At 57.7% G+C, this 24,513-nt stretch carries 25 protein-coding genes; 12 read left to right on the top strand and 13 right to left on the bottom strand.

The window, feature by feature from the left end; genetic code table 11:
- The first annotated feature begins 74 nt into the window (after window positions 1–74).
- Entirely contained in the window at window positions 75–1,271 is a 1,197-nt protein-coding gene (gene chrA / locus QMK52_RS16520) for a chromate efflux transporter (protein ID WP_320403090.1), read from the top strand.
- A gap of 67 nt (window positions 1,272–1,338) precedes the next feature.
- Here the strand turns inward: chrA and QMK52_RS16515 are convergent, their stop codons facing one another.
- Window positions 1,339–1,902: a nucleotidyltransferase family protein gene (locus QMK52_RS16515; RefSeq protein WP_005789804.1), complete on the bottom strand. Its 564-nt coding sequence runs from the start codon at window positions 1,900–1,902 to the stop codon at window positions 1,339–1,341.
- Window positions 1,903–2,226: 324 nt separating this feature from the next.
- On the opposite strand from QMK52_RS16515, the gene QMK52_RS16510 reads away from it, so the two are divergent.
- From QMK52_RS16510 to QMK52_RS16500, 3 genes are read left to right on the top strand one after another with little or no spacing between them, the layout of a single operon-like run.
- Window positions 2,227–3,567: a hypothetical protein gene (locus tag QMK52_RS16510; RefSeq protein ID WP_005789805.1), complete on the top strand. Its 1,341-nt coding sequence runs from the start codon at window positions 2,227–2,229 to the stop codon at window positions 3,565–3,567.
- Window positions 3,568–3,571: 4 nt separating this feature from the next.
- Complete coding sequence (locus tag QMK52_RS16505; RefSeq protein WP_005789806.1) at window positions 3,572–4,063, top strand: hypothetical protein; 492 nt, start codon at window positions 3,572–3,574, stop codon at window positions 4,061–4,063.
- On the top strand, window positions 4,060–6,288 hold the full coding sequence (locus tag QMK52_RS16500) for a GMC family oxidoreductase (protein WP_320403089.1): 2,229 nt from the start codon (window positions 4,060–4,062) through the stop codon (window positions 6,286–6,288). The genes QMK52_RS16505 and QMK52_RS16500 overlap by 4 nt, the downstream gene beginning before the upstream one ends.
- Before the next feature lie 87 nt (window positions 6,289–6,375).
- Here QMK52_RS16500 and QMK52_RS16495 read toward each other — a convergent pair whose 3' ends face one another.
- Both QMK52_RS16495 and QMK52_RS16490 read right to left on the bottom strand, forming a co-directional pair.
- Window positions 6,376–6,897, bottom strand: coding sequence for a DUF2846 domain-containing protein (locus QMK52_RS16495; protein WP_124412728.1), 522 nt, complete (start codon window positions 6,895–6,897; stop codon window positions 6,376–6,378).
- A 63-nt stretch (window positions 6,898–6,960) separates the two neighbouring features.
- Complete coding sequence (locus tag QMK52_RS16490; protein WP_057024612.1) at window positions 6,961–7,563, bottom strand: hypothetical protein; 603 nt, start codon at window positions 7,561–7,563, stop codon at window positions 6,961–6,963.
- Window positions 7,564–8,088: 525 nt separating this feature from the next.
- On the opposite strand from QMK52_RS16490, the gene QMK52_RS16485 reads away from it, so the two are divergent.
- From QMK52_RS16485 to QMK52_RS16475, 3 genes are all read left to right on the top strand, one after another.
- Complete coding sequence (locus QMK52_RS16485) at window positions 8,089–8,322, top strand: DUF6124 family protein (protein ID WP_320403088.1); 234 nt, start codon at window positions 8,089–8,091, stop codon at window positions 8,320–8,322.
- A 437-nt stretch (window positions 8,323–8,759) separates the two neighbouring features.
- Complete coding sequence (locus QMK52_RS16480; protein ID WP_320403087.1) at window positions 8,760–10,793, top strand: DEAD/DEAH box helicase; 2,034 nt, start codon at window positions 8,760–8,762, stop codon at window positions 10,791–10,793.
- Window positions 10,790–11,425, top strand: coding sequence for a hypothetical protein (locus QMK52_RS16475; RefSeq protein ID WP_320403086.1), 636 nt, complete (start codon window positions 10,790–10,792; stop codon window positions 11,423–11,425). The genes QMK52_RS16480 and QMK52_RS16475 overlap by 4 nt, the downstream gene beginning before the upstream one ends.
- A 285-nt stretch (window positions 11,426–11,710) precedes the next feature.
- Here the strand turns inward: QMK52_RS16475 and QMK52_RS16470 are convergent, their stop codons facing one another.
- Entirely contained in the window at window positions 11,711–12,703 is a 993-nt protein-coding gene (locus QMK52_RS16470) for a DUF4238 domain-containing protein (RefSeq protein WP_320403085.1), read from the bottom strand.
- A gap of 159 nt (window positions 12,704–12,862) precedes the next feature.
- The gene (locus tag QMK52_RS16465; protein WP_320403084.1) at window positions 12,863–13,378 is read right to left on the bottom strand and encodes a GNAT family N-acetyltransferase; all 516 of its coding nucleotides are present in this window, start codon (window positions 13,376–13,378) and stop codon (window positions 12,863–12,865) included.
- 119 nt (window positions 13,379–13,497) lie between these two features.
- Here QMK52_RS16465 and QMK52_RS16460 point away from each other — a divergent pair, with 119 nt between their 5' ends.
- Window positions 13,498–13,992 (top strand): GNAT family N-acetyltransferase, encoded by a 495-nt coding sequence (locus QMK52_RS16460; RefSeq protein ID WP_320403083.1) that lies wholly within the window; start codon window positions 13,498–13,500, stop codon window positions 13,990–13,992.
- 6 nt (window positions 13,993–13,998) lie between these two features.
- On the opposite strand, the gene QMK52_RS16455 is transcribed toward QMK52_RS16460, so the two are convergent.
- Window positions 13,999–14,232, bottom strand: a complete 234-nt coding sequence (locus QMK52_RS16455; RefSeq protein ID WP_003192651.1) for a hypothetical protein — start codon at window positions 14,230–14,232, stop codon at window positions 13,999–14,001.
- Window positions 14,233–14,397: 165 nt separating this feature from the next.
- Between QMK52_RS16455 and QMK52_RS16450 the strand changes: the two genes are divergently transcribed.
- The 3 genes from QMK52_RS16450 (at window position 14,398) to QMK52_RS16440 (ending at window position 16,334) form a co-directional block, all read left to right on the top strand.
- Window positions 14,398–14,940: a GNAT family N-acetyltransferase gene (locus tag QMK52_RS16450; protein ID WP_320404200.1), complete on the top strand. Its 543-nt coding sequence runs from the start codon at window positions 14,398–14,400 to the stop codon at window positions 14,938–14,940.
- 32 nt (window positions 14,941–14,972) lie between these two features.
- Window positions 14,973–15,227: a hypothetical protein gene (locus QMK52_RS16445; protein ID WP_320403082.1), complete on the top strand. Its 255-nt coding sequence runs from the start codon at window positions 14,973–14,975 to the stop codon at window positions 15,225–15,227.
- A 741-nt stretch (window positions 15,228–15,968) separates the two neighbouring features.
- Window positions 15,969–16,334 carry a hypothetical protein gene (locus QMK52_RS16440; protein ID WP_005789830.1) on the top strand — a complete coding sequence of 122 codons (366 nt, stop codon included), beginning with the start codon at window positions 15,969–15,971 and terminating at the stop codon, window positions 16,332–16,334.
- Between the two features lie 10 nt (window positions 16,335–16,344).
- Here the strand turns inward: QMK52_RS16440 and QMK52_RS16435 are convergent, their stop codons facing one another.
- Window positions 16,345–17,064 carry a class I SAM-dependent methyltransferase gene (locus QMK52_RS16435; RefSeq protein WP_005789832.1) on the bottom strand — a complete coding sequence of 240 codons (720 nt, stop codon included), beginning with the start codon at window positions 17,062–17,064 and terminating at the stop codon, window positions 16,345–16,347.
- A gap of 184 nt (window positions 17,065–17,248) precedes the next feature.
- Between QMK52_RS16435 and QMK52_RS16430 the strand changes: the two genes are divergently transcribed.
- The gene (locus QMK52_RS16430) at window positions 17,249–17,617 is read left to right on the top strand and encodes a cupin domain-containing protein (protein ID WP_005789834.1); all 369 of its coding nucleotides are present in this window, start codon (window positions 17,249–17,251) and stop codon (window positions 17,615–17,617) included.
- Window positions 17,618–17,687: 70 nt separating this feature from the next.
- Here the strand turns inward: QMK52_RS16430 and QMK52_RS16425 are convergent, their stop codons facing one another.
- From QMK52_RS16425 to QMK52_RS16400, 6 genes are all read right to left on the bottom strand, one after another.
- On the bottom strand, window positions 17,688–18,773 hold the full coding sequence (locus QMK52_RS16425) for a GlxA family transcriptional regulator (RefSeq protein ID WP_194438786.1): 1,086 nt from the start codon (window positions 18,771–18,773) through the stop codon (window positions 17,688–17,690).
- Window positions 18,774–18,795: 22 nt separating this feature from the next.
- Window positions 18,796–20,202 carry an amino acid permease gene (locus QMK52_RS16420; protein ID WP_032880200.1) on the bottom strand — a complete coding sequence of 469 codons (1,407 nt, stop codon included), beginning with the start codon at window positions 20,200–20,202 and terminating at the stop codon, window positions 18,796–18,798.
- Between the two features lie 138 nt (window positions 20,203–20,340).
- The gene (locus QMK52_RS16415) at window positions 20,341–21,081 is read right to left on the bottom strand and encodes a BPL-N domain-containing protein (RefSeq protein ID WP_005789839.1); all 741 of its coding nucleotides are present in this window, start codon (window positions 21,079–21,081) and stop codon (window positions 20,341–20,343) included.
- 110 nt (window positions 21,082–21,191) lie between these two features.
- Window positions 21,192–22,922 carry an OPT family oligopeptide transporter gene (locus QMK52_RS16410; protein WP_005789840.1) on the bottom strand — a complete coding sequence of 577 codons (1,731 nt, stop codon included), beginning with the start codon at window positions 22,920–22,922 and terminating at the stop codon, window positions 21,192–21,194.
- A gap of 201 nt (window positions 22,923–23,123) precedes the next feature.
- Window positions 23,124–23,750, bottom strand: coding sequence for a glutathione S-transferase (locus tag QMK52_RS16405; RefSeq protein ID WP_320403081.1), 627 nt, complete (start codon window positions 23,748–23,750; stop codon window positions 23,124–23,126).
- A 67-nt stretch (window positions 23,751–23,817) separates the two neighbouring features.
- Entirely contained in the window at window positions 23,818–24,513 is a 696-nt protein-coding gene (locus QMK52_RS16400) for a tRNA (adenine(22)-N(1))-methyltransferase (protein ID WP_005789844.1), read from the bottom strand.

Below are 24,513 nucleotides of genomic sequence, written 5' to 3'. Positions count from 1 at the left end.
ATACCCGCTCTTCTGCGCGTCATGAAAATTGGTTATGGTCGCCAACATCCAGCATCGTTGCCCGAGACGCCCCCTTGCCCAAGCTTGCCGATCACCGCAGCAGCCCCTGGTCAGTGTTCCTGATCTTCCTGCGCCTGGGCCTCACCTCCTTCGGCGGGCCGATTGCGCACCTGGGCTATTTTCGCCAAGAGTTCGTCAGCCGCCGCCGCTGGCTCAGCGAGCGCAGCTATGCCGAACTGGTCGCCCTGTGCCAATTCCTCCCCGGCCCGGCCAGCAGCCAGGTCGGTATCGCGCTGGGCCTGTCCCGCGCAGGTTACCGGGGCGCGGCGGCAGCCTGGGCGGGGTTCACCTTGCCGTCGGCCATCGCCCTGATCCTGTTTGCCCTGGGGCTGGCCCACTACGACGGCGCCCTCCCCCATGGCGCGCTGCACGGCCTCAAGGTCGTCGCCGTAGCGGTGGTGGCCCAGGCCGTATGGGGCATGGCACGCAACCTGTGCCGAGGCGTTTTACGGGGGGCGTTGATGTTGAGCGCCGCGTGCGTGGTGCTGCTGCAACCCTCCGCCTGGGCTCAAGTCGGAGTCATGGTGGTCGCAGGCGTGGCCGGCCTGTTGCTGTTCAAACCCGAGAGCAGTGCCGAGCCCGACGCGCTGCCCATCGCCATCAGCCGCCGCACCGGAGCGCTGTGGTTGATGCTGTTTTTGTTGTTGCTGCTGGCCTTGCCACTCCTCGCCGCGTGGGCGCTCAACCCCACGCTGGCGCTGGTGGACGCCTTCTACCGCAGCGGCGCGCTGGTATTCGGCGGCGGCCACGTAGTGTTGCCGCTACTGCAAGCCGAAGTGGTGCCCAGCCACTGGGTCAGTAACGATGTATTCCTCGCCGGCTACGGCGCCACCCAGGCCGTGCCCGGCCCGCTGTTCACCTTCGCCGCCTTCCTCGGCGCCTCCATGACCCATGCCCCGAGCGGCTGGCTTGGCGGCGTGATCGCCCTGCTGGCGATCTTCGCACCGTCGTTCCTGCTGATGTTCGGCGCCTTGCCCTTCTGGGCCAACCTGCGCAGCAGCCCGCGCACCCAGGCGGCGCTGGCCGGGGTGAACGCGGCGGTGGTTGGCCTGTTGTTGGCGGCGCTGTACCAGCCGGTGTGGACCAGCGCGATTTTCAATGTGTATGACGTGGCGTTGGCGCTACTCGCACTGGTCGCGTTGATGGTGTGGAAGCTGCCGCCATGGCTGGTAGTAATAGGTTGCGGTGTACTGGGCGGGTTACTGGCCTAAGATAGCGCAGACAATCAGCTCCCTCGCCACAGGACAGCGCAGCGTCTTAACTGACCGGCATTGGGGCTCAGCCAGGCTCGACAATCTTGAGCCACGGCCAACGCGCCTGATAACTCCTGGCCTTGTGCAAAAACAGCTCCGGCTCCGGATGCAAAGGGTTGATGCGCAAGACACCCTGCTCCACATCCTCCAAGCCATAAGGCGCATACACCTCGCCCGAGGCAATATCCAACGCAATGCACGTACCCGCCACCAGGTAACGGTCAACCCCCTGCCGAGCCGAATACAACTGCGGATAAGGCCGGCCAAACCGCTGCCCATACCAAAGGTGCACCCGCGCCTGATTCTTGACCTCTACATTCACGCCCAGGTCCTCAAATAGCGCCTGTGCTCGGCGAATCACCGCGTCCTCCGCCTCGTAGGACACATCCTCATCAAAGTAAAAAACGTCGTAGTCCTTCACGCCCTGAGCAGCCGGCAGATTCGCCTGATGGTTCCACACCGCCTGGAACAGGCAGCCCGCCGTGAGCATGCACTGCTGCACACCCAGATCCGGCAGGCGCGCGGTGATTTGCGCATTGATCGGGTTAGCCATGGCCAATTCGAGCAAGGTGTCGACAGTCAATGTCATGTTCAGTCCTCCATCGTCGGCCGCAACAATACCACCCCAACATGTCACTTCTGTAGGAGCGAGCTTGCTCGCGAAAACCCCAAACGATAACGCAGCGCCTGAAGGCAAAATCCGATTCCCCTGCCGCACCTTGCTCCATCGCCTGCGCGTGCATCTGCCGCCGTGCGACGATCCTGCTTATCCCTACCTTTAGTCGGATATTCCTGAGGGGCCTGACGCAACGGCTAGCCTTCAGCCTAGCGTCAGGGATAACGCTGAATATTCGGTCCATGAAGGGCCAGTACGCCTCATCGTCCCGACGCGTTACCTGCTGAGGAGACGATAATGAAAATAACCCTGAAACGGTTGGCGTGCCTGGGTGCAAGCTTCACCAGCGCGCTCGCCATGGCCGATGCGGCCACACCACCCGTGCTGTCACCTGCGATTCCCTTCGACGTCACGACCAACTCCCCCATCACCCTGGACAGCCTGCAACACGATTTCGACGTGCTGTCGTGGCAGACTTTCGTCGCCCTGAACTGGCCCGCCAACGCCGACGGCAGCGCCAACACCTCGGCGAAAATCGGCGCGCCGGGGCAGACGGTTTGGGAGTCGTGGAAAGAGAGCTACGCGATTTTCCTACCCCAAGGCCAGAAGCCGCTCGCCTGGGACCAGCACACGCCGCCACCCGCCGCCTGCCAAGGCAAGGGGAACCTGCCCGTGCTGCAACAGATGGGCAAGGTCGCCGGTGTGCTCGACGAATTCATCCAGCCGTTCAAGACCGGCCCGCTGGTGGACCAGAACGGCACCTACACGCGCAACGCGATCATGGTCAACCAGCCGATGTTCGACGACATCGTCAGCAAGGGTCTCTACAGCAAGGAAGGTCAGCAAGCGTTCCTGAGCAAGGCCGACAACCGCATCGCCTTCTCCTGCGGCTCGCAAAATGACAAGCAGGTCGGCGCGATCATGGTCAAGTCGGCCTGGAAGGTACTTGGCGGCAACGACAATCCACAGGAATTCCACGCCGTCGACGCCCTGGTCTACACCCCCGGCAACACCGACCCGAACACAGGCGCGGTGATCCCCGAGTCGTGCAGCGCGCAGAAGGTCGGGCTGGTCGGCCTGCACATCGTGCACAAGACCAAAGAAGCGCCGCAGTGGGTATGGTCGAGCTTCGAGCACGTGCGCAACGTGCCGGAAGAGACCACACCGATGAACGAGCGCAAGGGCCCCTACCTGTTCTACGACGCCCAGGCCAGCAACCGCCCGGTGAATGAGCCGCCAGCGCGGCCGTGGGACCCGTCGAAGAAGGCCGCACCATCGCAGATCGTACGGGAAATCCCGCTCACCGCCGCGACCCACCAGCTCAACGCGCAGTGGCAAGGCGCGCTCCAGGGCACGGTCTGGGCCAACTACCAGTTGATCAGCACCCAGTGGCCAACCGCCCCCGCCGATGACTGCAAAGTACCGTCGCCGACCAACCCGCTGGGCACGCCTGCGCCGAACTTCCTGGCCAACGCCACGCTGGAAACCTACAACCAGGGCACTACGCCGCAAGCTTCATCCAGTTGCATGGAGTGCCACAACAACGCGACCACCCGGGTGACCCAGTCCCCGCGCACCAGTTTCGCCGATTTCACCTTCCTGCTTGAACGTGCCCAATCCACCGGTGCCAAGGAGTGATGCCATGAGCGACCCGAACCTGAAGAACTTCATCGACCTGTCCGCTGTGCTCACTGGCCTGTCAGCCAAACTGCTGGCGCCTTCGGTGGACCCGATCAACCTGCCGCCGCTGTTCTTGGCCACTGCCCAGCAAGGCATGGGTACCGCAGCGTTCAGCAACCTGCTGACGCTGTACGCCAGCGTCAAGGACCAAACGCCTGCGCAAATCGCCAGCGCCGTACTCGGCAGTTCGGACGCGCAGATCGCCCAGGGTGCCCGCTCGATCATGAAGCTGTGGCTGCTTGGCAGCTGGTACCAGCCTTATGACCAGGGCAACGCCCACAAGGGTGACGTTCGCGTGGTCTCTGACCAGGCCTACAAGGAAAGCTGGGCGTGGAAGATCGCCCAATCTCACCCTATGGGCTACAGCCAGTACCACTTCGGCTACTGGAACGAGCAGCCACCGACCCTCAAGCAATTCACCGGTGTCGACGCCAAGGCAGGGCAGCAGCCATGAGCACTCTAAACACCCAGAACATCGAAACCGCCGATGTAATCGTCGTGGGCGCCGGCATGGCCGGCAGCGTCATGGCCTATCAGTTGGGCCTGGCCGGCTTGAAAGTGCTGGTGCTCGAATCGGGCCCGGCGATACCGCCTAACCGCAGCGAGTACCTGGAGCGCTTCTACACGGCCGTGCTCAAGGCGCCCGAGTCGCCCTACCCTCCGGAGCAGTCCGAGCAGACCCCGGCCAAACAGTTCGCCCCGCGAGCGACTATCCAGGACTTGATCACCGCCGGCAGCGACGACAAGGACAAGGTGCAGAAGAGCTACCTGGTACAGAACGGGCCGCAACTGTTCGCCAGCACCTACGAGCGGGTAGGCGGCGGTACCATGTGGCACTGGATGGGCACGGCCCTGCGCCTGTTGCCCAACGACTTTCGTATGCAGAGCGTGTACAAGGTCGGGGTCGACTGGCCGATCAGCTACGACGACCTGCAAACCGCCTACTGCCGCGCCGAGGAAGAGATGGGCGTTTCCGCCGATGTGGCGTCGCAGAGCTACCTGGGCGTGACCTTCCCGCAGGGCTATCAATACAGCATGCACGGCATCCCGCCGTCGTTGGTCGACCAGGGCGTGGGCAAAGCCGTCGATGGCACCCAGTACCAGGGCATCACCCTAAAAGTGCGGCAAACTCCAGCCGGGCGCAACTCGCAGAACGACAACGGTCGCCGGGTATGCGCCGGCAACACCAGCTGCACGCCGATCTGCCCGATCCAGGCCAAGTACGACGCTACCGTGACCATGGCCAAGGCACTGGATACCGGCAACGTGCGGATCCTCTACCAGTGCGTGGCGAGCAAGGTGCAGGTCGATGCCCATGGGGTCACGGGGATCGATTTCATCCAGTACCAGAACAACGGCACGCAACAGAACGGCACGGCTCAGGGCAAGCGCTACGTGATCGCCGCCCATGCGATCGAAACGCCGAAGCTTCTGCTCAACTCGACCAGCCCGGACAGACCCAACGGCGTGGCCAACAGCAGCGGCCAGGTCGGCAAGTCGTTGGCCGACCACCCGGTGTACCTGGCCTGGGGCCTGATGCCCGAAGGCAAGCCGCTGTTCCCGTTCCGTGGGCCGTTGTCCACCTCGGGGATCGAAGACATGCGCGATGGCCCGTTCCGCAGCCAGCGTGCCGCCTGGCGTATCGAGATCGGCAACGAGGGCTGGAATTGGTCGGCGAATGATCCGTACGCCACGGTCTGCGATTTCATCGACGGCACCAACAAAGGTGGCGCCAACCCTGATAAAAAGACGTTGTCCGGCGTGGAGCTGGTGCGCCAGCTCAACAGCGTGCTGACCCGCCAGTTCCGTCTGGCCTTCTTGATCGAGCAGGTCGAGAAAGACCCCGACAAAGCGCTGTGCCGGGTAGAGAGAGCCAAGGGGTTCACCGACGGCTTGGGCCTGACCAGGCCGCAGATCGCCTACGAACTGTCCGACTACACCAAGGAGGGTTTCAAGCAGGCGCGCCTGGCCGCCACGCATATCATCACCAAGCTGATGGGCGCCACCGAACTGACCAACCTGAACCCCAAGCTCGACCCAAAGGCCGGCGCACAAACGGTGTTCGAATACGACCACCAGAACTACGCGTTTTACGGTGCTGGCCACCTGATGGGCACCTACCGCATGGGCTCGGACCGCAGATATTCGGTGGTGGACAAGGACCAGCGCAGTTGGGACCACCCCAACCTGTTCCTGGTCGGCGACGGCGTGTTCCCCTCCACCGGCACCGCCAACCCGACCCTGACCATCACTGCGCTGACCTTCCAGGCCGCCGACGTGGTCGCCAGCGATCTGCTCAAGCGTACCGTGCAGGTGCAGGCCAACCAGGCCTGGCAGGGCACCGGCGTGCAGGTCAACGGGCATAGCTGGCAAATGGCGGTGTGCACCGGTGGGCAGTGGACGGCCAACCCGGGCACCGGCATGGTCGGCGCGGCGGGCCACCCAGGCCTGACCGCCAAACCCGGCTATACCTTGCCCGGTCAACCGGAAGGCGCGTTGATCGGGCGTATCGGCCCCAGCGGCGCGCCGTTCCTGGTGGGCAACCAGGCGCAATTGCCGCGTGGCCAGCAGGGAGAGCTGCAATTGTGCATCAACGACGACCTGGCCGGGCGCTACGGGGCTGGCCTGAGCGATAACAGGGGCAGCCTGTCGGTGGAGGTGCGTTTCGGGACGGTGTAAGCGCTGGCATAGCAACCCCACAGTGCTGCGGTATTGTGGGGCTGCTCTCTGTCGGCAAGTTGGCTTTTGACGAAGTGGGACGCCCGGTTACCGTGCGGTTGCCGGCAACTCCTGGCACCACTTGATAGAACGCAGCGCTTCCTCGGCAGGCACAAGCGCGTAGCGCGAGTAAAACATTGTTCCACCGAAACTACCCTCGTCGACTTCACCCAAGGTCTGCCCGTCCTTGTAGGCAGAGATGCTGAGTTGGTCGGCGATGTAATACACCTTTCCATTCTCGACGTTGATATCGAAACGCTTGTTCACCATACCGCTGATGATCGGTGGCGAGGTGGAGGCGATGCTGTGCTTGCCGGCGGGCATGCCGGCCTTGAAAAAACTACCGGAAGGCAAGCTGCCGACAGCGCGGCCATCGACCTGAATGGTCGGGGCCACCCCGTCACCGATGCTGGCCGCCGTGCGATAGAAGTACACCGTGGCCTCATCCGCACGGGGCTCTGCCGGTGATGTGAAGAATGGTTGGCCTTTGAGGTCCGGACCGCTGATGCAGCCGGTCAGTGAGGCCAGGGCTGCGAACAGGCCGACCCAGAGTAGCGTAGAGCGCTTCATGCATGAATTCCTTGAACGTGGATCAATGGGCGTCGGGTTCGATGACTGTCACCGTTACCGGATTCAGATCGTGCACAGCCCTTTACCGAAGTCAGTGGCATCAGAACTCGGCCAAGGCGCAAAACCACTCTTCGGCGTCAGATTCACGATGTTGCGGTCCTTGAGCATCGGGTACTTGCGCTTGAGCGCCTGCACCGTGTCCTCGGCATTGTTGACGTTGGACAAGCAAAAACGCAGGGCATCGGCGCGCAGATCGCCGATATAGAGGGTTTCCCCGGCCTTCACCGAGAAAACCGCAGGCACAGGGCGCGCCATCGACTTTCCCGCGTAATATACGTAATGCCACTGCGTGTACTCATACTCACCCGGCGGCACTTCATACATGAAGTAATGGCCCAGCACAGAGGGTGATGGCTGATCATCTTCATTGCCCAAGGTCGTCAGCCGTATTGCGGTGCCGGGTGCGCCCTGTTGGTCGATTTCAACCACCAGCCCATGGGCCTGCATCATCGGAAAGCTCTCACCAATCGAACCCACGATGATCGCCTTACTCGGGTCCGGTGCGTGCTTGCCGTCGTAGCGTGACGCCGCGCACCCGGACAGAAGCGTCGCGCAAAGTGCGACTGCAGCCCAGACGAGATATTTACTGCTGACTTTCCCTAGCATTGGTCTTTTTTCCGATCAGTAATCTTGCAGTTCGTAGAGCCCAGCCGAGCGAACCAAACGTTCGCACATCTGGTGCTTCGTTGCTGGCTCGTCGGCATCTATTGTCCAGCTACCCGCACCTTGATAACAACCCACTCTTGACCCACTCCTGTAGGAGCGAGCTTGCTCGCGAAAAACCCAAACGATAACGCAGCGCCTGAAGGCAAAATCCGATTCCCCTGCCGCACCTTGCTCCATTGCCTACGCGTGCGTCAGAATCCGCCGGCTTGTGCACTGGGGTGGCCGTCTCTAAGGTGGCTCGGTCGCTGAATTGTTCAGTGATTCGGGTTTAGTAGCCTGATTTTGGGTATCTATAAGTGCATGAGCGTCACCAATCAGACAGTGCGTCTGTGCTTGATGGTGGCTGTGCGTAGGGCGTCTTCGGGCGCGCCGGCTTTAGATATCCACCGGTCTACTAACCTGCGTACAGCTGCCACCCACCGTTTAGTAGCGGAAAGGTGGTGGCATCACTCAGGATGTCTACTCATGTCAAAAGCAGATTCAAGTACCCTCTTCAACGTTGCCCCCAACGCCAGCAACGAAAGCCTCATCACCAACAGCTACGAAACCTTCACCAGCGTCAGCACCCTGCTGCTCGACCTGTCCGAAGACCTCAACGGCAAACACCGCGACATCGCCCTCGCCATCCACCAACTGAGCGAACTGGGCGTACTCCTCACCGCCAGACTGCTCGACCGCGAAGCGCCCTGCTCTGGCTGATGATCAGCTCTTCAACTCATTGGCCCGATGATTCGCCGCGTCGTTGTAGGCCACAGACAACGACTCGGCGATTTGGCGCTCGATGGCTTTGGTGGATTCAGCCTCGACACAAAGCCCTCTGCGATGACGAGAGCTGCGACTGCTTCCGGCCAATAGCGGAGGCTCGAGCGACTCGTCTCGACCAAAGTAACGTTCGATATGACTATTGGGGTATGGAGGCCGCGCTTGCTGATATTCCTGGTATCCGGCCTTGAAGCAGATGCAAAATTTTCCCTCGCCAGATAGGTAATCATTCAATACCGTCCCTCAGATGAGGTCAGCAGCGCGTCTGTTGGCTACCAAAAGAACGCCAGCGAATCAAACCTGCCGTAATTTGCATTTTACTTTCTCTGATTTACTCCTTAGATTACTTAAAATTTGAGTGCAGGGAGTACGGCATGTCTACTAGTTTTTTTTACATGAGTCGCGAGAAAAGCGACGTAAACCACAATATTGTTGATGAGGTTGTAAGGTTTACGGATATTCATAACTCCCAAGCGTATATTATTGATCGCCCACTGGGCGATAATAAATATAGCTATGATTATTCAGAAGCATTTGTTTTGTTAATGCCAAAATTCAAAATAATGTTTTTCAATTTCTCAGGATATGTAGATAAGGATTTTGAGGCGTTCAGAGACGACTTTTTAGAAGATTTAGGCTCTATAGCTGATAAGTATCGCTATCGTGATATCATCGGCCGTCCAAGATCGTGGGCAGACCTCATAGCAACTGTAGATGTCGACCCTTCAGACTTCAATCTTGAAGACTTATTAGCCGAAAATAAAATTGTTGGCGATGGAAAGCAGAAAGTTTGCGAGCTTCTGATCTCGCTCCTAACGGGTAGTATCAATGACATTGACAAAGTCAAGTCATCCATTCCAGACAATCTCCTTGACAAAGTCAAACAGAAAATTCTGCTGTTTGATGGAGATCAAACTCGTTTTGTATATCAGAAAAATAACAAGAAGATAATTCGAATACAGGGCTTGTCTGGCACGGGAAAAACAGAACTGTTACTTCACAAGTTAAAAGAGCTTTATATAAATTCAGAATCAGATAGGATATTTTTTACTTGTCACAATAAAATTCTTGCAGATAATTTAAAAAAGCGCATTCCTGAATTTTTTAACTTCATGAAGGTCGAGCAACAGATTGAATGGGATGAGCGTCTATGGTGCACTAATGCGTGGGGCTCTGGCGGAGTTAAAAACTCCGGGGCCTATGCCTTTATTTGCGCGCACTACGGCCTAACGTTTCACAGTTTCGGAGCCATGAATTTTGACCATGCGTGCAGATTTGCTTTAAAGCAGCTCAATGAGCTTGAAACTATATCACCGATAAGCCCTATCTTTGATTATATGTTGGTTGATGAAAGTCAAGATTTCCCACAGTCGTTTTTTGATTTGTGCGAAAAAGTGACGAAAGAAACGGTTTATATTGCCGGTGACATATTTCAAAGTATCTTTGCAACAGAAATAATTAGCAATATCACGCCTGACTTCTTGTTGAGTAAGTGTTATAGGACCGATCCAAGAACATTAATGTTTGCTCATTCCTTAGGCATGGGCTTATTTGAGCGACAAAAGCTTCAATGGTTGGAAGATGATGAATGGCGCGCTTGTGGATACCTCGTTGAGAAAAGCGCAGGTGATAGCTTATATCGGCTAAAACGAGAGCCGCTTCGAAGATTTGAAGATCTAGCAAATGAGGATATAAAAAGCACTGTGCTTGTTCTGACCAATGAGGTGCAAGGTCAAGATACAGAAAGCAGGATTCTTGAATCGATAAACACCATCAAGGCCAATAACCCAACTGTACTTGCAGAAGATATTGGAATCATTTTTCTAGATAATAAAAATTCAAGCTTTCAAATGGCAGACCGTTTGGAACGATCAATTCCCCAGAATTTCGGCTGGACGGTAAATAAGGCTTATGAGACGAAGAAAAAGATAAAGGATAGATTGTTTATTAGTCATCGCAACCATGTAAAAGGGCTCGAGTTCCCATTTGTTATTTGTGTAGCTAGCAGGATAAGTTCTGCATATGGCATTCGAAACTCCTTATACATGATGATTACCAGGTCCTTCTTACAAACATATTTGATTATGCCCGGCGAGTATAATCAAGAGCTATATGACCAGATTAGTACGGGATTGGAAATAATCAATGTGAGAAATTGCATTGAGGTTCAGGCCCCTAGCAAAGAAGAGATAGTTAAAATACGCACCACGATTACCCACAGCAAAGCAGATATATCGTTCTACGATTTTGTTTATCAAATCTTTGACGAACTAGAAATATATCCGTTATTTAGACCTGATCTGTATGAGACCGTAAAGCGTACAGTTGGCGAGAAGTTTGCTAGAGACAACGTAAGGGAAGTCATTGAATTCAACTACAGGATTATGCTTAGGGAACAAGCACAATGAAGAGGATCGAGTTCGAGCTTGAAGACGTTGATATGGAGTGGATCTTTAGTCCTATAAGGAATAAACCAGATATAATTCGATTTTTAATGAGAGTTATAAAGCTCATACTGATTTCCAAGCTTTCATTTGAAGAGATCGAAGGTGACAAGGCAGTTCTTGTTGTGACCAAGATGAGTCGGATATTTTTTATATCTCCAAAAAAACACTTTTCAATATGCTTACCGTTTAAAGTGAAATTTTCGGAGAGCAATGAAATTAAGCTTTACTCCAAATGCGATACTGAAATGACAAGCATGTTGACCTCGCAGGTTCTCAGTGTTTTAGAGTCTGATACATTAATGACGTCGGGAAACATGTGGGATTTTACCGCACCGATCATAGAAATCTATGAAGCGATTCCGGATTTTTGGTCGGTTTTCCGTGAGTTATTAATTTTCGAGGATGGTTATATTCGTTATGATCATGATGCCGAAAATGAAGATAAAGATTTGCACCCACTTCATCACTTGGATGTTTGCTACTCTTCTAGTCCGGCTTTTAAATTGGGTTTAAAAAAGCCTTTAACAGCGGCTTCCTTGATAGATGCTCTTGAACCAAGTACAAACTGTTCATATGTGACGCTGAATTTTTAAGAACCGAAAAGGGGGGCGGATTTATTTCCTAGAAATAAATCCCCCCCTTTTCCCGCTTTGCCCGTGAGCTGGAAGTCCGACAATACCGAGGACTGTCCCCCCGAGTATATGCAATACGCGCAGAGCAAAGAGCTAAGCATGGAGCCAAAACGAAAAGCCATACTCACTGCAGGTCTTTACATAGGTACAAAACCGTCTCAATGGGCAGGTATTTATTAGAAGCATATTTCTTCCTTCATTGTAATATGTGCTGCTAAAAATTTATCACACGCGAAAAAGCTATCTTTACATTGCTGACTTAGGTTTCTTTTCTTTCCATTTTGACTTCTTTCCACGACTACCAAATTCGAACGAGTGAAATATAGCACTTTCGTTATTGATCATTACAGAGCTTGATGCGTGTACTGGCGAAATTTCAGAAAATCCCGCTATCAACTCCGCCTGAGACTCTGTATTAGAAATAACCGCTTCATAACCGAACCTACAAGTCTGCGCATTGACATGCTCTACCCATTCATCAGAACTCGTATCAGCGTGCACTAAACCATGATGAAGAAAATTTTCTCTATATTCTGAGGCACCCACCAACAAAATTTTTGGACTGATTGGAAACTGTACTAATATAGGGCCGAGAGGATTAATCGTATACGGTTTTTGTTGAGAAAAAGGTAACGAAGAGTCGAACCAAACCACCGGATTGTCACTAGTTAGGAAAGGCCTACTTGTATTATTGTGAAAAACGACCCAACCAACACTGTCGATAACTTTACCAATACCTTTGATTATGGAAACCATCGCATGGATACTTTGATGCGGATCGATAGATATTTGCATTTCATCTATTAAACTCTCGCTTCTCTTTGGTAGAGCTGGCAACTTACCGTCTCGATACATCTTTTTCGCCACATTTTTAACCGTTGCAGCTAGTACGAGTTCGACAGCGTCTCGGCAAGCGGGGACTCGAGCGCGTTGCAAAGCCATAAAATTGAACAGGGATTCAAGGCTATCATTAATGTTTTCTCGTGCCTCAAGCCTCTTCACTATCGGTGGCCATTCCCTTTCAAACTCGCAGAAAAAATCTTCTAGTTTATTATTATCTATGCCCCCATCCGGCTTAGGCTGTGAATAATAGTACCCTTGAAATTGAGTAGCATCCGGTATCACTGACAGGGGTAGCCCGTCGCCATCTTTACGATAAACAAGCACGCGCCCTGCCTCATTACAGAAAGAACTCATGTACGCTTTAGGAATGAAGTGGTGCCGTTTTTTCTGATTCACTCTGCAAACTGCCTCGCGTCCAAAATTCAATTTATCCCATCAACGATGCAGAATGCCGCATTTCTATTGCATCGTCCGGCTGCTTCTGGCCGATCCCAGCCTGTCACGAGAGACCTCCCTCGGCCAAGAGCAGGCATTCGACCAACCTGAAAACCAGAGCTAACCCCCCGGTATTCGGTACACAACCGAATCATATTTCTCCCCCATCCGCCTCTCTATGACAACTCCCCCCAAAGCTTCGGCAATACGTCGACTCGCACGATTCTGCGTCGCAACAGGATAGATGAAGCTCTCTGCCACCACCCACTGGCTAGCCCACTGAACAACCGCCCGCACCGCTTCACCACCAAACCCCAACCCATGTTTATCTTCACGGATCCAGATACCCAATTCCGGTGTTTCGCTGCCGGTATGGTGCAGCCCAACCAAGCCCGCAAAACGAGCATTCACCAGTTCCCTGACCGTGAACACAATGTCGCTGCCATCCGCTATCGCAGGCAGCCACCGCCCCCAGACGTGTGCGTACTCTTCCAGCGAGGCAGGCGGTTCCCAGGACATGTAGCGAGTCAGAGACGCAGTGATACAAGGGAAGGACTCAACAGCGTCGTGCTCGCAGAAGGGCTCGATGCTCAGGCGTGGCGAGAGAATGCGGATTGGGTGGGTGTCTACTGGCATCGCAATTTCCTTCCTGGGGGCCGTTACTCCATGTATGCCGTGAACATACCATGCGGGTCGCTTCATCAGTATCAGGCTCTCTATACTGGGCCCCCAGGATGGTAGTTGGAGCACACAATATGCCCGTCGCACCCAATCAAAACTCCCGCATCATTTTGGTCCCAGTTCAACAAAGCGACTTGGATAATCTGGTAGCCATTCGAATTGAGGCCATGCGCGAAAGTCTGGAGCGTGTTGGGCGATTTGACCCAGTGCGTGCGCGGGAGCGGTTTCTTGGCGGCTTTGAACCTCGCAATACACGCTACATCGAGGCAGCTGGAGAGCGGGTGGGTTTCGTAGTGGTCAAACATCACCCCAATGAACTCTTGCTCGACCACTTGTATGTAAGGCCGAGCGCGCAAGGGTCAGGGGTAGGGTCTGCTGTTCTCACTCAGGTTTTCAAAGAGGCGGATGCGGCGGCGCTTCCTTTAAAAGTGGGTGCTCTCAAAGAAAGCGCTTCGAATCGCTTTTATACCCGCCATGGCTTCCAGTTCATCGAAAGCAGTGAATTCGACAATTATTATGTTCGTCAGCCTATTCCGGCGATTGGCGCTCATTCCGGAACCATGGGCTGACTTGCACTAGCCCTTCAGTTCACCTGCCCGATTGCTCGCCGCGTCGTCATACGCCACGTACAGCGACTCTGCAATTTGGCTTTTGATCGCCTTGGTGGCCTCCAGCCCCAGCACAAAACCCTCGGCTTTACCGCCAGCGCGGTTAAGTTCTTCATGGGTGGAGGCGCCAGTAATGGCGTCAAGCAGCTTGGCGGCGTGGGGGCCGACGCCTTTGGGGAGGGAGATCTGGTCGATGGACATTATCGCTACCTTGAAAAATGGAGTTCGGGAGCGAGTGGAACCACTGCCGGGGCTGGCATGGTAGACCTGTTTGCCATGAAAGGGGTCGCTTTACGCGCAGCGGCGCTATTCTTTTCTTTGCGGCTACGCAGTGAGGTGGGGCCATTGATCAATCTGGAGGGGCTTATGGAGTATTGCGTTGAGGGCTACTGCCTTCGGCCATTGTGGCGCGACGATTTCGAGAGGATCAGCCGTTACGAAAGCGTCAACCGCAGGCATCTGCAACCCTGGGAGCCGCTCAGGGACGAGGAATACTTCACCACTGGCAACGCCAGGGCCAGGGTCGAGCAGCAGGTAAACAATATGCACGCTGGCAACGCTCTGTGTTTCCTCTTGCTTGAACCCAAGAGCGGAGAGGTTCTAGCGCGGTGTAACTACACGAACATTGTGAGAGGCGTTTTTCAGGCCTGTCATCTCGGCTTCTCGCTGGCGGAATCTGCCCAGGGTCGCGGCCTGATGAAAAAAACACTTCAGGTCACTAACCGTCATTGCTTTGAGCAGTTGGGTCTTCACCGGATCATGGCCAATCATTTACCCCGCAATGTGCGAAGTGAACGCCTTCTGGAGTCGCTGGGGTTTGAAAAGGAAGGACATGCGCGAGCCTATCTGAAGATTGCTGGCGTTTGGGAGGACCATACGTTGAGGTCGTTGATCAACCCTGAAGAATAAGCGCACCACCCACCCTACTCAGGAAAAAGCTGATGTCTACCGAGCCCCTCTGCCTGGTTTTTGTCCCCGCCCTTGCCGCCGTGCTGACGGCCGCCGAATCGAAAAAAGGCGCCCCCCTAAACGAAGTCGAAGTCTGCGATCTCCGCGACCAGGCCACTTGCATTGCGGTAACCTTCTCCACCGCGTTGTCGATGGAACAAGAACGGGGTTACCCGGATATCGTTGCCGAGGATTGCTGGAATGAGTGGCAACGCTTGCGTACCGCGCTTCAATCGCGCCCGCTCTGATCAGCATAGGTATCCAGACAACTCTGTAGCGCTCAACGGTAACCACGATGCGAAGCGAGCCGCTCTTGATCTTGATCTGCTTTTGATCTTGATCTCAGGCGCCCCGTTAAACCACGCTGGCCGAACGCAGGCTTGAATTCGTGGGTAACCCGGCAGGACGCCGGGTTAGCCGCCCCGCGCCATGGATGGCGCGTGGCGGCGGCCCACGGATTCAAGACTGTGTTCGGGCACACCGAGCCTAAGCGAGGTGCCGAGTGGTGGGGCAAGAGCGTTTTGCTTACTTTTGCCTGGGCCGGCATTCCGGCTTTTCAAAAGTGAGCCGCCGTCAGGGCGGAACCCTAGGTGGCCGTTACCGCAGGAATGGATATGTACACGGTATAGCTGTGTCGCCTATAAGGCCGCCTTCGCGAGCAAGCCCGCTCCCACAGTTTGATTGCGGGGTGTCCGGTAGATTGGCGTCGGCTGGCAGGCCGCCATCGCAGGCAAGCCAGCTCCCACAGTTGATCGTGGGGGGGCAGGTAGATTGGCATCGGCTGGCAGGCCGTCTTCGCAGGCAAGCCAGCTCCCACATTTGGATTTCGGAGCGTCAGATGGATATGCGCCGGCTGTCAGGCCGTTACGGGAGCAAGCTCCCTCGCCACAGATTTAGCGTCGTGCCGAAGTTGCGTAGATACCTATGCTCTGATCAGCCTATCGGCTGACGCCCCACCCCACTCCCAGGATTCACGGACCTCCTTTTTTATGCCGCCTGCCACACGCGACCACGCCCGTATCGAACGCCGTCTCATTGCAGCCCTGACCGACGCCTGCGAGATCGCAAAGGTCGAAATCCCGGGCTTCGACTGGTTGACCCACACCGTCGACTACCGCGCCTTCCCCCAAAGCCTGCGGGTGATCTGGGTGTTCGACAGTGTCGCGAGCAAGGCTCACGCCCTCGCGACCGGCGCGGACGCCCGTATGCGCGAGCTGACTACCGCCGCGCTGGTTGACGCTGACGTGCACGTCCCGAATGTCGCCCGCTGCGTCAGTTTCGACTCCGAAGAGGAATGCCACCTTCGGCATGGCGGCGATTGGCGTCGACGATTAGCCAATCTACGGGCGATCTGAAGTCGATCTTTCACGCCCCCGCTTTACACGTCAACCAGGCCCCCCAGAAAAGGCTGCTGAAGAAACGCGTCGCGTCGCCAAACCCGGCGTCGTGCAACAGTTTCTGAACCGCCGCTTCGGAATGGGGCGGGTCAGCGCCTTGAAGGATTTTGCCGAGCTTGGCCTTCACTTCGTCCGGGCTGGCTCCATGCTGACGCCACCGTTGGCCCCACGCCGCCAGCAGCAACGGCTGGCTGGCATACGCATAGTGATTGCCCGCGACGATCAGCGGTGCACCCGGTTTCAGGTGCGCCCGAATCGATTGCAGCATCCGGCCCTTGGCGTCATCACCCTCCAGGTGGTGAAGCACACCGATCAAGGTGGCGGCGTCGTATGACGCGTCTGCTGCCAGGTCTTCAAGCGGCCCGAGATGCAGGGTTGTTCTATCAAGCAAGTGGTTGGCCTCCAACTGCTGCCTTGCCGCGTCGAGCATCGGCTGGGAGGGATCAACCGCCATAAAGCGCCATTCTGGTTCAAGGCTGGCCATGGCGATGATCTCCTGCGCCGTACCGCCGGCGCCGACCACAAGTACCTTGGCCGAAGGGGCATCGCCAAGGCTCGCCGCGAGCATGCACGCTGCCAGGTCCTGGCACGCGTCATAGCCCGCCAGCGCGATACGGCTTTGTCGTGCGTACTCGTTGGCTCTTGAGGTATCGAATTTGTCAGCAGGGTTGGGTGAGGATGAGTTCAAGGCGGTTCTCCGTGGCCTTGACGCAAATTACGTTAACCGTGGCAGCAAGAAAAATTCATTAATGTTATGTGCTGCATTCCCATGGGGAATGCGGGGGCGTGCGAGTGGAGGGGTTGCAGGATCGTACAAGCCTCTGACCTGTCGCCCGGATAGTCTGGCCTTCTCATCGACAGGAAGATCCCGCATGACTCAAGCACAGCCCGTAAACCTTGCGCAAAAAGCCTCGCTCATCGACCAGCAATGGAGCCCAAGGGTGGTGGCCGAAATGAACGACTACCAGTTCAAGGTGGTGCGCATCGAGGGCGAGTTCATTTGGCACTCACACCCGGAAACCGATGAAGCGTTCCTGGTGCTCGAAGGCACGCTGCGTATCGACCTGCCGGACGGCCCGGTGTATGTGAAGCCGGGTGAGTTGTATGTGGTGCCGCGTGGCATTGAGCACAGGACGGCGGCCGAGGGAGAAGCCAGGCTGATGATGATCGAGCCGCGGGGTATCCTGAATACCGGGCATGAAGGTGGTGAGCGTACGGCGTTGAATGACCAGTGGATTTGAACGTTGAGGCGCATAGATCTGTGTGGGAGGGGGCGTACGCAAAGTTGTGTCGATACCTATCACCGCGGCCTTATCTCCTTTGAACCTGCACACTCGCAAATGTCGGCTCGTCACGCGCCTGCTCCAACGTGTTCTTGGGCCGTTCCGATACTGGGGCAGGCGTCACCGGTCGCACTGCGGCGGGCGGATGCAGGCGCATGTCCGAGCGCTCATCGCTGGGCGCTACGCCGAAGAAATCCCGGTAGCACTTGGAAAAATGCGGCGTGGACACAAAGCCGCAAATCACCGCCAGCTCGACAATCGAAATCGGCGTCTGCATCAACAACTGACGCGCACGGGTCAGGCGCAGTTTGAGGTAATAGCGCGATGGCGTGCAGTACAGGTGCTTCTGGAACATGCGCTCCAACTGGCGGCGGGATACGTGCACATAGGCGGCCAGTTGGTCGAGGTCGATGGGTTCTTCCAGGTTGGATTCCATCAGGGCGACCACTTCCTGCAGCTTGGGCTGTTGCGTGCCGAGCAGGTGCTTGAGCGGCACGCGTTGGTGGTCGCGCTCATTGCGAATGCGCTCGTACACGAACATCTGGGAAATTGCCGCCGACAGCGTATGCCCGTGATCGCGGCCGATCAGGTGCAGCATCATGTCCAGCGGCGCAGTGCCGCCGGAGCTGGTGAAGCGGTTGCCATCGAGCGTGAACACGCTGGAGCTGACCTTGACGCGGGTAAACGCCTCCTGCATCGACGCCATCAGCTCCCAATGCACGCTGCATTGGAAGCCATCGAGCAACCCCGCCTGGGCCAGTGCCCAACTGCCGGTGCACACCGCGCCGAGGCGTTTGCAGTACAAGCGCGCCTGGCTGCGCAGCCAGGCGATGAGCGCAGGGTTGATAGCCTGTTGAATGCCGACGCCGCCGCACACAATGACTGCATCGAAGCCGCGCTGGTCCTGCGCGCACGCATCCGGGGTCACCGACACGCCATCGCTGGCCCACACCGGCTGCCCGTTCAGGCTCAGGGTTTGCCAGCGGTAGAGTTCTTCGCCCGCCAATTGGTTGGCCATGCGCAGCGGCTCGACCGCACACGACAGCGATATCAGGGTGAACTGGTCCAGCAGCAAAAAGCCGATGGTCTGGCAAGCAGGTGCCTCGGTTTCCATCACCGCTACCCCGCAGGCGTGATCAGGAATGTTCCAGCGCCACCGGCTTGGGTGCCCGGTTGTGCTGGCGCGACGTGACCAGGCCGATGAAGGAAATCACCAGCGCCAGGCCAATGGTCGAGGACACTTCGGTGCGGTGCTCGGGCGTCACCATCATCACCCCCAGGGCCAGGCAGATGAACACGATCACCAGGTAAGTCAGCCACGGAAACAGCCACATGCGAAAGGTCAACTCGACGTTTTGCCGAAGCAGCAAGCGACGCATACGCAGTTGCGAGATCGCGATCACCAGGTACACCAACAACGCGATGGCGCCGGAGCTGGCGAGCAGGAACTGGAACAGACCGGCTGGCATGAAGTAGCTCAGCAACGTGACGCCCGCACCGATGATGGTGCTGGCGATCACCGCCGCCCGGGGCACGCCCGCCTTCGAGGTGATTTTAAGGGCCGATGGCGCATCGCCGCGTTTGCCCAGGGAAAACAACATGCGCGAGGAAATGTAGATCGAGGAGTTCATGCAACTGGCTACCGCAATCAGTACCACCACATCGACCATGAATTTGGCGTTGGGGATATTCATCAGTTCCAGTGCGCGCTGATAGGAACCCACGGACGCCAGTAGCGGGTCGTTCCAGGGCACCACGGAAATCACGATGGAGATCGACAGCAGGTAGAACACGCCGATGCGCCAGATCACCGAGCGGGTGGCCTTGGCGATGTTCTGCGCCGGGTTGCTCGATTCGGCTGCGGCGATGGTCACCGCTTCGGTACCAATGAAACTGAACATGATGGTAATGAACGCGCCCACCACCGCCGAAAGGCCGTTGGGGGCAAAACCGCCGTGTTCTTCCATCAAGCGGCTCAAGCCGCTGGCTTCACGATCCGGGATCCAGCCCATGAGCACGCTGAAACCCAGGCCGATAAAGCCGACGATGGCAATCACCTTGGCCATGGCGAACCAGAACTCGAACTCGCCGTATTTGGCCACGCTGAACAGATTGGTGATCACCAGCAACACGATTGAAACCAAGGCGAACAGCCACGCATCGACCTGAGGGAACCACTGGTTGAGCACGTGCCCGGCGGCCAAGGCTTCGATGGGAATGACCAGCACCCAGAACCACCAGTACAACCAGCCGATGGTGAACCCGGCCCAGGGGCCAATGGCCTGGTCGGCGTAGGTGGAAAACGAGCCGGTGTCGGGGCGTGCCACCGCCATCTCCCCCAGCATACGCATGACCAGCACCACCAGCAGGCCGGAAAACAGATAAGCCAGTAAAACCGCCGGTCCCGCGGCGGCGATGGCGTGTCCGGAGCCGACAAACAACCCCGCACCGATGATGCCGGCGATGGACAACATGGTCACGTGACGCGGCTTGAAGCCCTGCGCCAGCTGACCGTTGGAATCGTTGCAGTTGAGGCTAGTCATTGTTTTTGTTGTTCTCGGGCGGCCAATGACCCTCACCTTAAGTGCCCGAGGCCAAGCGCAAGTAGCCTGGTTACGCCACCATCGTGTCTGATATCGACATTTGTGAGGGTGGCCCCCTGAAGTGACGAGCGTGGCGCCCTACTCTTGCGCGCTGCGTATCAACGACCCGAACAGCTCTCCACGCGGCATCTTGCTCAGCTCGATATCGGCATTTTCAAACCATTCCCGTCCGGCTTCCGGGTGAGGCCCGCTTAACACCACTACCCCACGTTCATAGGTATACCGCGCCGCCGCCACGTCACCATTGTGGTAGGTCGCGATGACCTTGTAGGGCGCCGCGGCGCTGGCTTTGGGAAAGTAAGGGCCGTCCTGGTAAAACACATGGTCAGGCTGCCCGTCCCACGTCACCCGCACGGCGGCGTCATCGATACCGGCCACTTCAAAACCGGGGCGGCCGGCTTCGGTGTCGAGCGCCTGGGGGATCAGGCCGAGGTTGTTGTCGTCGGCCAGGTAGGCGCCCATGCACAGGCCCAGGTAGCGGCCGCCGTTGGCGACGTAACCACGGATGGCTTCGGCGCGTGCATCGCCCAGGCTGTCGAGCGCGGCCGGGATGTCCTGGCCGCCACCGGGTTGCACGTAGAGGTCATAGTGCGCCAGGTTTTTTGGCGTGATGTCGATGGGTTCGTCGGCACCGACGAAGTCAATCTGGTAATTGGGGTTGAGACGCTGCAGGGCGGTTTTCACGTTTTCCGAGCAGTCCGGGCAACCTGCCGGGCCACGGTAGATGGCGACATGGGTGATGGGGCCTGCGCCGTGCACGGGTAAAGGGTGCAGCGTAGCAACGGCGAGAAACGTGGCAGCGAGGGCAGGCAGTTTCATGGGGCAGGCTCAACGCGCAGTTGAATGGGTTTGATCCAGTGATCGCAGCGCCAAGCCTATAACGATGAGCCTTTTTAATTCGTGAAGAGTTGTAAATCCACGTGGGCCATTCATCCACTCCCCAGCATCTGCCACAACGACGCGCCCACGCCGGTAATGCTCTCACCGGCGATCAGCCCCGCCGCTGCCGTGATCGCAAAGCGCTGCGTCACGCTCGGCCAGCGACAGCTCACCGCCCAGGTCATGATCGCCCCCAGGGCCATCATCAGCGACACCGACGCGGGCAACACAAACGCCAGTCCCAAGGCTGCCGCACTGGGCAGATAGCGGGCGCGATGGGTGGGTAATGTGCTGTCGAGTATGCCCAGCAGCACACCGAACAAGCTTGCAATGCCGATGGCCCAGCGGATGCTGGGGGACAGTGAATCCAAACCGTGGGTCAGGGTTTGCGCCACGGCTTTCCAGGTGGCGACGGCCGGGGCCGGCCATTGTTCGGTGAGCAGCATGGTTTGAGGGTCAGGGATCAGCGCCAGGTACGCGAACACGCCGACGATGCTGCCAACGAAAATCCCGAGGATCTGGGCGATCACTTGCTTGTGCGGCGTCGCGCCAATCGCTTTGCCCACCTTGAAGTCGTTCATCAGGTCCGTGCACTGCCCCGCCGAACCGCCGGCGGTGTTGGCGCTCATCAGGTTGATCGGCACCTGGCCCGGCGCAACGATGCCAAAGCTCAGCTGGGACAGTTGCCCGATGGCGCCAATCGGCGGAATACCGGTCGCACCCACCACCCGCGCCGCCACAGCGGCCAGGCAGATCGCCAAGGGAATGGTCAGCAGCGCCATCCCAAGGTTGATACCGAACAACAGCGCTTGCAGGCTCACCACCAGCGCGATCGCCAAGGCAAACCCCACGGCAGGCCCGGGCTTGGGAACCGCCCACGGCGTGCCGCCAGACGCCCGGGTCGAGCGATGCAATGCCCACAGGCGAATCGCCAGGGACGCCAAGGTGGAACACACCATCAGGCTCACCCCGGGCCACAGCAGCCATTCCACCAGCGCGGCAAATTGCGGACCGTTGCTGTCGGCGGGCAGGCTCACCAGGTCGTTGGCCAACAGCCACGGCCCCAGCCCGCCCCAGGCCAGCAAGGCACCGAGCAGCAGGGTCAGGCCTACGCGAATGCCGATAATGCCGCCGAACCCCAGCAACAGCAGCGAAGGGTCGGCGGTGAAGGTCAGGCGCTCCAACGCGGGGCTCGGCGACCAGCGCGGGAAGGCCCACATAAAGGTATCTACCCACTTGACCGATCCGGACAACAGCGCCGCGCCGAGCAGCACTTTCAAGCGCGTGGCGGCTTCGCGGCCATGGTTGTAGATGTGCAGCAGGGTTTCCAGGGTGGCCATGCCTTCGGGAAACTTCAGCGCCTTGTCATTGAGCAATGAAGGCCGCAGGTACCACGCGATCCAGACCCCCAGGAAACTCACCGAAAACACCCAGGCGATCATCGGCAGCGCCGCCAGCTGGTTGCCCGTGAGCAGGGTATAGGCCGGGATGGGCGCGACCAGCCCGCCGGAAATGATCGACGCCGCGGCAGAGGCCACGGTCTGGTTGATATTGCTCTCGTGCAGGGTCCACGGCAGGTGCTCGCCGGCACGCCGGGCCAGGCCCTGCCAGATGCCATAGCCGATCAGCAAGGCGATGATCGACATGTTGAACGACCAGCCGATCTTCAAGCCCGCGTACACGTTGGAAGGGGTCAGCAGGATACCCAGCACGATCCCGGTGATGACTGCCCGCAGGCTCAATTCGCGTTCTACGGGGACGGTTGCCGAGGTGGAGTGCATGCAGATTCCTTTCGAGAAAAGCCAGTGCCACCTCTTAAGTGAGCGCTGGAGAACTCGAAGGTTCACCTACCGTACACGGGACTGGTTCCAAATGTGGGAGGGGGCTTGCTCCCGATAGCAGTCTGTCAGTCAGCATTTTTGTTGCTGACCCACCGCTATCGGGAGCAAGCCCCCTCCCACATTGGTCCTCCTCACGCCTGGCTATTTGGCGAACGCATATTCCCCGCCCCGCTCCACCGCCTTGCGGTAAGCCGGGCGCGCCTGGAGCTTTTTGACCCACGCCGCCAGGTTCGGGTAAGCCTGCAATTTACCCTGGGCCTGGGCCACTTCACCGATAAAGCTCATCTGGATATCTGCGCCACTGAGTTCGTCGCCCATCAGGTACGGCGTGCGCCCCAGCACGTCATTCAGGTAGCCGAGGTAGTTGACCAGTTCCGATTCAATCCGTGGATGCAACGGTGCGCCCGCTTCACCCAGCCGCCCCACATAGAGGTTGAGCATCAACGGCAGCATGGCCGAGCCTTCGGCAAAATGCAGCCATTGCACATAGCTGTCGTAGGCGTCGGTGGCCGGGTCGGGTTGCAGTTGGCCGTTGCCGTGGCGGCGGATCAGGTAGTCGATGATTGCGGCAGATTCGATCAGCACGCGGGAACCGTCTTCGATCACCGGGGATTTGCCCAGGGGGTGAATGGCCTTGAGTTCAGGTGGCGCCAGGTTGGTCTTGGCGTCGCGCTGGTAGCGTTTGATGTCGTAGGGCAGGCCCAGTTCTTCAAGCACCCACAGGATACGTTGTGAGCGGGAATTGTTGAGGTGGTGAACAGTGATCATAGCGGGCAACACCTTGGGGGATTTAGGAGAAGACTACAGGGTAGCGGTGAAGTGCCGTGAATGTGGCTCAGGCGAGCAACTGATCGATCCACTTCACCTGCTGCACGATCTCCTGCACTTTCTGCTCGGGCACGGCCTGCCGCGCCTGTTCGAGGCTGGCCAGTGTCTTGCGTTTTTCGCGCACTATACGCTGCCACTTCGCCAGGAACTCCTCGCTACGCGCCTGCATTTGCAACGGGCCGAAGTACAGCTGCTCGGCGGTATAGGTGACCGCCTCGGCGCGTTCGGCGACGATGATTTCATAGTAGAAGCGGTTTTCCCGCAGCAGCTCCTCATGCAGGATCTGGTAGCCGTTCTCCATCAGCCATTGGCGCAGGGGTTGCTCGCCGCCGTTGGGTTGCAGGATCAGGCGTTCGCGGCCATTGAGGTGCGCCTTGCCGCTGTCGAGAATGTCGCGGATGGTCTCGCCGCCCATGCCGCACAGGCTGACGACAGTAATATCATCGCCCGCTTCGATTGCTGCCAAGCCATCAGCCAGGCGCACGGTGATGTGCTGCGCCAGGCCGTTATCGTTCACGGTACGGTTGGCTGCGTGAAACGGTGTAGCGGCCACTTCCCCCGCCACGGCCGCCGCAATAGCGCCTCGGTGCATCAAGGCCACCGGCAGGTAGGCGTGGTCCGAGCCGATATCGGCCAGGCGTGCGCCGGCTGGCACGTGCGCCGCCACACGCTCAAGGCGCATGGACAAGGTGTGTTGGTTCAA

The sequence above is a fragment of the Pseudomonas sp. P9_2 genome, assembly GCF_034008255.1.
GTDB lineage: Bacteria > Pseudomonadota > Gammaproteobacteria > Pseudomonadales > Pseudomonadaceae > Aquipseudomonas > Aquipseudomonas synxantha_A.
Note: the sequence above shows the minus strand (reverse complement) of the source record. Positions and strands in the feature narration are given on the sequence as shown.